This window comes from Arenibacter sp. S6351L (assembly GCF_023016025.1).
GTDB lineage: Bacteria > Bacteroidota > Bacteroidia > Flavobacteriales > Flavobacteriaceae > Arenibacter > Arenibacter algicola_B.
The window spans coordinates 109,628-116,525 of record NZ_JALKBB010000019.1 but is presented as its reverse complement, the minus strand read 5'-3'; the positions used below and the strand labels follow the sequence as shown (position 1 = coordinate 116,525).

The following is a 6,898-nucleotide window of genomic DNA, read 5'->3' as shown; positions in this document are numbered from 1 at the left end:
TGTGAGTCGAAATAGGTCACCTTTTCTCCTCTGGTTGTTCAGTAACTTTTATCTGATTAAACATCTATAAATTTAATAATGCTAATCTAATAGCGAAGTCGAAATCGAAGTGTTGGGTGGTGAGTAATAAGTTGGCAGTAAACAGTAGCGTAGAATCTTGAGTCTAGAGATTTAGGTCAAGACAAAAAAAAGTCCAGTATCTAGTTTCTAGTAGCGAAGCAGTCTAGTTTCTTATTCCTTTATGGTTCTTGGTACAGCAATCAATTTACATCATCCGGTTTTGGGAACTTTCTCAATGGAGAATAGCGTTTGTAGCTATCAAATATTTGGTGATCGGGACCTACAATACGGGGGTCATTGGATTTTTTCAATTCCCGTAATAATTGGGTCTTTAAGGCCTCTTCAATCTTTTTCAATGAGGGTGTTCCCGATAAATTTTTTAAACAAGAAGGATCTTGCTGCACATTGTAAAGTTCAAATTCAGGACGTTTATCAACGGCTAAATCGAAATAGGGCATAATTTCTACTTCTTCATGATACTCTATAAGATAGGTTTTTGTTGGGCAATCATCAATATCGGTATAAGCACTGCCATTTAGGTAGGTATTGTTTTTATCCAGTCCGTGCATAGGAAGCAATTGTGTGCTATCATTTTCTGCAAACTTTTGTGGCGCACCTGCTGGCCACCTTTCGGGTTTAATGTTCCAAATAAAAAGATAATCTCCCTTGCGTACGGACCTTTGAGGATATCCCCAATTTAAGTATCTGGACGAGGAGTGTCGTTCCCTACCAGAGTATGCTGCTCTTTCCGTTTTTGATACGACACCTCTTTCTTTAGATCGCAAAAGATTCAATATACTTTTCCCGGTAATGGGGAGCATTCCTTTGGAGGAAGTATTGGTTACTTCAAGAATGGTAGGTGCCAAATCAATAAAACCAATGGGATCTTCTACAACCCTATTTCCCGGAAATTCCTTTGGGTACCTCACAGCAAAAGGAACATGGACTCCGTATTCATAGCTATTGGCCTTGGCACGCGGAAAGGGCATACCATTATCGGCAGTTACGATTACAATAGTGTTTTCCAATTCCCCAATTTCCTCCAAATATTCGAGCATCCTTTGAAGATGAAGATCAAACCACTCAATTTCAACCGCATAATCCAATAGATCTCCCCGTATTTCCTCATTATCAGGAAGGAATTCGGGCACCTCTACATCTTCCAATTTTTTGGACATATTTTTCCAAGATCCTTTTTCGTAGCTCCTATGCGGTTCATAGCCTCCATACCAGAAAAAAAATGGTTGCTCCTTTTTAATATTCTCTACAAAATATCTAAAATTCCCAAAGTAATTGGTTGCGTTGATGCCGTTGGCAAATCGTTCATCGTTTTGCTTTTCATATTTAAGATTACTATGTGAAACTCCGGCAGCATCGTTTTTTCGCCAAAGCGAATCCCTTTCTGTACGGGCGTATTGAAAAGGACCAACTCCTTTTCCGGTTCTTCCTGTGGCATATCCATTTTTTTCAAGCAGATCCACAAAGGGAACATACTTCTTTAACCATGCCGAGGCATGTTGTCCGGCCTGTTCATTTTGCCAATGATGTCTACCCGTAATAATGGCGCTTCTGGAAGGTGCGCACCCAGGAGAACCGGCATAAGCGTTGGAAAAATATACCCCCTCACGGGCAACCCTATCAAAGGCAGGAGTTTTAACAAAGTTCGACCCCTCATAGCTCGTATGGAAAAATGATTGGTCATCACTAATTGCAAAAAGAATATTGGGGCGGTCTTGGGCAGAAGCGTTAAACCCCAAGCCTGTATTTAATAATACTGTAATACAAATTACAATTCTTAATGTCATACTTTTTTATTGTTCAATTCCTGCTTTACACTGGCCGCTTTCTCCATATCCGAACCCACCAACCATATTCTTAGGGTCTTTTCGGCCAATTTAATATTGAGATGCGTTCTGTTTCTAAATCCCGGTTCAAAGGGGACCGTCCAAAAAAATGGAATATAACTAAGCAGGGAAAGTAACCAGCCCTTGTTTAATTGGACCGACTTTAAACTGCCACATGCATAGGAGCCATTATTCTTTGGAGTTAGCTGATCCACTATTTCAAACATATCTTTTTGAAGCCTAATATCCAATTTGGGGCTATTCCTTAACGTAATTGTTTCGATCATGTTCTATATAGGATTTAATGGTAAAGGTGGACTTTAACGAACTACACTAAGAATAGCCTTTATTTTTATAGTCTCACAGCTAATAGGCTGAGGCTTATTTTATAAAGTACCCGGATATCTTCCATTGGTCACCATCCTTCATTTGGGTAACGGTCTCTATACTTTCGTTTTTATTTTCAAAGGAGGTTTTAAATTGGATAACTATATATTCCCCATCCGGTGCTCCTGGTAGTGTTGTATGGTATTCCGATGAAATTACGTCCCTGCTGATTACTTCTCCCAAGGGAGGCACAATACCACTTAATTGTTGCGTCCATTGTTCTTTTGTAACCGCTTTTTGAAAAAGGGAAGCCGCATTATCCCAACTCTGGGAATAGTCTTGCTCATAAATCAATCCCAGCCATCCCTTGGCATCCTGGATTACTTCTTGTTTTAATTCATTGGAAACGGTGGCCTCTGATTGGATATTTACTACTTTTTCATTTTTCGAATTGGATTTACAGGACAATAGACCGGTAAAAACTAAAAAGACTAGGTATTTGTACATTGATTTTTTCATGAATATATTATTTTTTTTTGGGTTAACAATTCAATACCCTTAATGCAATATTATGGACTTAAATGAAATTTGCTTTAAGGACGTAATGATTTTTGGGATGGATAGGTGTTTTTCACAAGATTTGGTTTTGTAGCACGTTATTTTTTGTTTTTATATAGATCAATTGCTTTTAAGTATTTTAATCCTCCAGTCTCTGTTTGGTCGTGTATGAAACCATTCAATTCAGGATGATTTTCGTCAATCCAACTTACAATACCATCTCTGTTTTTAACAAATGTTGAATCATTGAAAATAACATATTCTGTTGTTTCAATACTGATGATTTTATCATTATCAAATCGGATAATTTGATTAGTGACAATTGGTTCTTGGTGAAGAAATGAGATTCTTTTGTCGATTTTTGAAATCTTTGCTTTCACAATTTCATCCTCCTGTTCCATTTGAAGGATTTCGTATGATGGTTCAAACACAGCATCCCATTTCAACCATTCAATATATTCTTTCAAAGAAAATATCTGTTCATAGTCATATTTGGTTTCTTTGGTCACAAGGCTATCGGTCAATAAAAGAGTTATTTTTAAATCATCAGAACTATCCAGAGCCTTATAATACTTCTTAGCAATTTCAAGTTTATCAATTTCCTTTCTAGAGTTTTTACAGCAAATGAATCCGATTAGTAATAGTAAGGTTAGATTTACGGTTTTGTTAATTTGTATTTGTTGTTCAGTTATGCGTTGCACCAGTCTTTTCTATGTATTTTTTCTCATCGCTGGCGCGAGCATCTTGCTCGTGCCTTCCTATTGTGCGACATTGCCATCAGGGATGACGATCTAAAGTATGCCGGAGGGCGTATTAAAATTATACTAAGTCAACTACGGTTGCTCTAAAGATATAGAGAAAAAAATATTCGTACTATATTTATGAGTAACCCCATTTATTCTAAACAAGTGACGGTTAAGGCACGAGCAAGATGCTCGCACCAGCGGGGGCTAAACAGATACAATCGTGGTTTGTCCGGTCGAGCGGAGTAGAGACCTCAAAAAAGTTTATTGTCCTATACCTCTCAAGAGCGTTCAAGACGACAGCCACGCCAACTATAATGCCATAATGGTATATCTACCCCGCACGTAGGATTTTTTCCATCTTTCTTCCTTTCGCCAATTCGTCCACCAGCTTGTCCAAATACCGTACTTGTTGCGTTAGTGTGTTTTCAATTTCCTCTATCCTATAGCCACAGATTACACCCGTAATGAGGTGGGCGTTGGGATTCAATTTAGCCCTCTGGAAGAAGGTTTTAAAAGTAACTTTCTCATCTATGAGTTCCTTCAATTTATTTTCATCAAATCCTGTTAGCCATTCTATCACTGTATGCAATTCCTCTATTGTTCTGCCTTTCTTTTCCACCTTTGTGATATAGTGAGGATATACAGAGGCGAAGGTTAATTTCGCTATACGCTCGTTGTGTTCGGGTGTTGTTTTCATGATAAATACTTTGGTGCTGGTCCAGTTGTTTTACTTTTAATCCGTTGATGGTGTGTCTATCAATTCTATTTGTTCATCAATAACCTCTAGCATTACAACGTCCCCATATTTTAATCCTTCAATTTTTGGAAGCAAAAGTTCCAAAATGGTCGGGTTTTGAAAATGTTCTGCTTTGGTGGTAGGATCTGGCATATAAATCAACCCCTTATAAATACTTCCTTTAAATTGAAGAGATACATCAAAAAAATAAAAATTTTCAGGAGGAATGTATTTGGACCAATTTACATTCTCAAGAAAATGTTTTGGTTTTTTTATTTTGAAAATATACGGTGCAATGTCCAAATTGATGGTTCCCAGAAAGTACTGATTTAGGTCCAAGCCTTTTTGCAAAAAATGTTCGCATTGGGCTTTTAAGGTGCCATCGGGATAGCGTGGGTCTTTTGCCTTCCCCGAGGCAACTCCATGACCTTGGCATACCACTGCATTAACTTTCATTGTTCTTCACTTTTATTAATTTCTTTATTGAGCTCCTACTAAGAATTGCCATTAATATCATGTATCATGCTCGCGTTGTCCATTTATGGAAAAGAAGGTTAAACCTTGTAAAATATATGTTAGAGGGGTATTAAAACCATATCTAGGCAACTACCGTTATTCTAAAGATAATGAAGTTATAATAATCGTAAAATAAATAATGTTAGTAGCTTTCAATTCTGAACAAGTGACTGTTAAGGCACGAGCCTGTTTCGCCGTCAGGCAGGCGAGACCCTCACGCCAGCGGGGCAGCTGTTCTATCGTCAGTTCGAGTGAAATGGCTATAGCCATTTTGTATGGAGAATAGGTTAGGTTTAGATTGTCTTCTTCTCGATACAATTTTATTTCATTACTCTCCATAAAACCTCCTGCCCGACTGGCTGGCGGTCCTGTCTGCCGATAGGCGGGCTCGAAGTGATGGGGACTGTTAAGGCACGAGCAAGATGCTCGCGCCAGCGGGGGCTAAACAGATACAATCGTGGTTTGTCCGGTCGAGCGGAGTCATGGTTTGTCAGGTCGAGCGGAGTCGAGACCTCAATAAAAGTTATTATTGTCCTATACCTCTCGACTGCGCTCGAGGAGATAACAGAAAAAGGTTAATTGAAAGTGCGAAATCGAAGTAGGGGAGGGTTCAAAGTTGGACGCCATAGTGAGCTTATCGATCGTCAGTTCGAGTGAAATGGCGATAGCCATTTAGTGTCGAGAACGGCGAAGCCTGTATTTAATGAGGTATCTCCTCTACTAAAATGCTATTGTTGGCCTTGTCAAAGTAGGTACAGGTCATTTCTTCCATAAGTACGACCCATTTTTCAATTCCTGATTTTGACGCGTCATTGCAAAATGTAGGATAATCCGTTTTTCCTTCTTGATGCGCTTTTAATTGGGTTTGAAATTCTTCCTTATTGGATGTTTGTGCAATATTTAGGGAAGCGTACTTTGCGGGTGACTTTATTATGTAGTCATTAACACCATAATAATCCGTATGCCCATCCGCTACAAAAGTTTCATAATGGGAAACCCCTAATTTTTTAAGATCTTGAATATAAGTTGGAAAGTCAGCACCCGATTTTACTTTGCTGTGTGCTTTTTTTATTTCATCTGCCCTAAATGTTCTTTGTTGATTTTTCATAGTTAAACGATTTGATGGATTCACGAAACCATAATGTTTAAAACAGTTAAATGATTATGTACTATCTCACTGTTTTACAATTATGATTACTATGCAAAGGTTCAACATCCAAAACAAGTGTAATTGTAAAAAATCGTTTTGTTATAGGAAGCGTTTAAAATTTTCAAGGGTTTCTCCAGTAAACTGTTTGAAATTTTTAATGAAATGGGCTTGGTCAAAGAAATTGTTGTCGTAGCAGATTTCTGTCAGCGAATTTCTTGTGTTAAGACTGTCAAGTATCCTGTTAAAACGTACAATTGAAGCGAATTTTTTAGGGCTTGACCCTACAACTTTTCTAAAACGCTTTTCAAAAGGACTTTGGCTGATAAATAATTTCTGGTTTAGTTCTTTTATTCTGACTGTGCCGTTGCTCTGATAAATGAGTTTAATAGCTTCGGCAATCAATTTGTCCGTTTCAATGTCTTTAAGTTGTGATAACAAAAACTGTTCAACGACATTGATTCGTTGCTCTTCGGTTGTGGCTAAAGTTAATTTTTCTTCCACTTCGGATATATTGTTTTTATCAAAAATATCGTCAAGTGAAAGACTTAGATTATACAGTTCGTTAGCAGGAAGGGAAGTGAAATGGGTGAATCCAATTTCGGTAAAATATACTAAAATTGTTCCGATACCTGCAGAGTTTTTAAAGATTCTATACCTATCGGAAATCCCTGTTATTCCCGATGAATTGAGTTTGTTCTCTATATTTCCCTTTACGATAGCAAGCTGTCCTTTGTATTGAAATCCCATTACCAAACCTGATGGTGGAAAAACTTTATATTCACTTTCCATTTCATTCTCCGATACAACAAGATATTTGATGTAGGGCCTTAAACTTTCATTCGGAAAATATTTATAGAACTGCATTTCTCGCTATGGTTAGTGTGCTTGTTACCAACAATTGAGTATAGTTAAAAGTACCTATATTCCGTTTTTATAAATAGAATTAATACCTTTTACATCA

Annotated in this window: 8 protein-coding genes; all 8 read right to left on the bottom strand. The window is 37.7% G+C overall.

Features of this window, described 5'->3' with window-relative positions; translation table 11 throughout:
• Positions 1-260 precede the first annotated feature (260 nt).
• Positions 261-1,865: a sulfatase gene (locus tag MWU82_RS15660; protein WP_247097094.1), complete on the bottom strand. Its 1,605-nt coding sequence runs from the start codon at positions 1,863-1,865 to the stop codon at positions 261-263.
• A complete protein-coding gene (locus MWU82_RS15655) occupies positions 1,862-2,191 on the bottom strand; it encodes a hypothetical protein (protein WP_247097093.1) in 330 nt (109 codons plus the stop codon). The genes MWU82_RS15660 and MWU82_RS15655 overlap by 4 nt, the downstream gene beginning before the upstream one ends.
• Positions 2,192-2,285: 94 nt before the next feature.
• Positions 2,286-2,750 carry a DUF4019 domain-containing protein gene (locus tag MWU82_RS15650; RefSeq protein WP_215949006.1) on the bottom strand — a complete coding sequence of 155 codons (465 nt, stop codon included), beginning with the start codon at positions 2,748-2,750 and terminating at the stop codon, positions 2,286-2,288.
• 137 nt (positions 2,751-2,887) lie between these two features.
• Complete coding sequence (locus MWU82_RS15645) at positions 2,888-3,490, bottom strand: hypothetical protein (RefSeq protein WP_247097092.1); 603 nt, start codon at positions 3,488-3,490, stop codon at positions 2,888-2,890.
• 376 nt (positions 3,491-3,866) lie between these two features.
• Positions 3,867-4,232: a DUF2200 domain-containing protein gene (locus MWU82_RS15640; RefSeq protein WP_247097091.1), complete on the bottom strand. Its 366-nt coding sequence runs from the start codon at positions 4,230-4,232 to the stop codon at positions 3,867-3,869.
• A 36-nt stretch (positions 4,233-4,268) separates the two neighbouring features.
• Positions 4,269-4,727, bottom strand: coding sequence for a hypothetical protein (locus tag MWU82_RS15635; protein WP_247097090.1), 459 nt, complete (start codon positions 4,725-4,727; stop codon positions 4,269-4,271).
• A gap of 760 nt (positions 4,728-5,487) precedes the next feature.
• Positions 5,488-5,895: a DUF1398 family protein gene (locus tag MWU82_RS15630; protein WP_247097089.1), complete on the bottom strand. Its 408-nt coding sequence runs from the start codon at positions 5,893-5,895 to the stop codon at positions 5,488-5,490.
• A 141-nt stretch (positions 5,896-6,036) separates the two neighbouring features.
• Positions 6,037-6,801, bottom strand: coding sequence for a helix-turn-helix domain-containing protein (locus MWU82_RS15625; protein WP_247097088.1), 765 nt, complete (start codon positions 6,799-6,801; stop codon positions 6,037-6,039).
• Positions 6,802-6,898: the final 97 nt, after the last annotated feature.

Excerpts from the sequence above, each read along its gene's own strand:
- MWU82_RS15660 (WP_247097094.1), bottom strand. The coding sequence starts at position 1,865 with ATGACATTAAGAATTGTAATTTGTATTACAGTATTATTAAATACAGGC.
- MWU82_RS15655 (WP_247097093.1), bottom strand. The coding sequence starts at position 2,191 with ATGATCGAAACAATTACGTTAAGGAATAGCCCCAAATTGGATATTAGG.
- MWU82_RS15650 (WP_215949006.1), bottom strand. The coding sequence starts at position 2,750 with ATGAAAAAATCAATGTACAAATACCTAGTCTTTTTAGTTTTTACCGGT.
- MWU82_RS15640 (WP_247097091.1), bottom strand. The coding sequence starts at position 4,232 with ATGAAAACAACACCCGAACACAACGAGCGTATAGCGAAATTAACCTTC.
- MWU82_RS15635 (WP_247097090.1), bottom strand. The coding sequence starts at position 4,727 with ATGAAAGTTAATGCAGTGGTATGCCAAGGTCATGGAGTTGCCTCGGGG.
- MWU82_RS15630 (WP_247097089.1), bottom strand. The coding sequence starts at position 5,895 with ATGAAAAATCAACAAAGAACATTTAGGGCAGATGAAATAAAAAAAGCA.
- MWU82_RS15625 (WP_247097088.1), bottom strand. The coding sequence starts at position 6,801 with ATGCAGTTCTATAAATATTTTCCGAATGAAAGTTTAAGGCCCTACATC.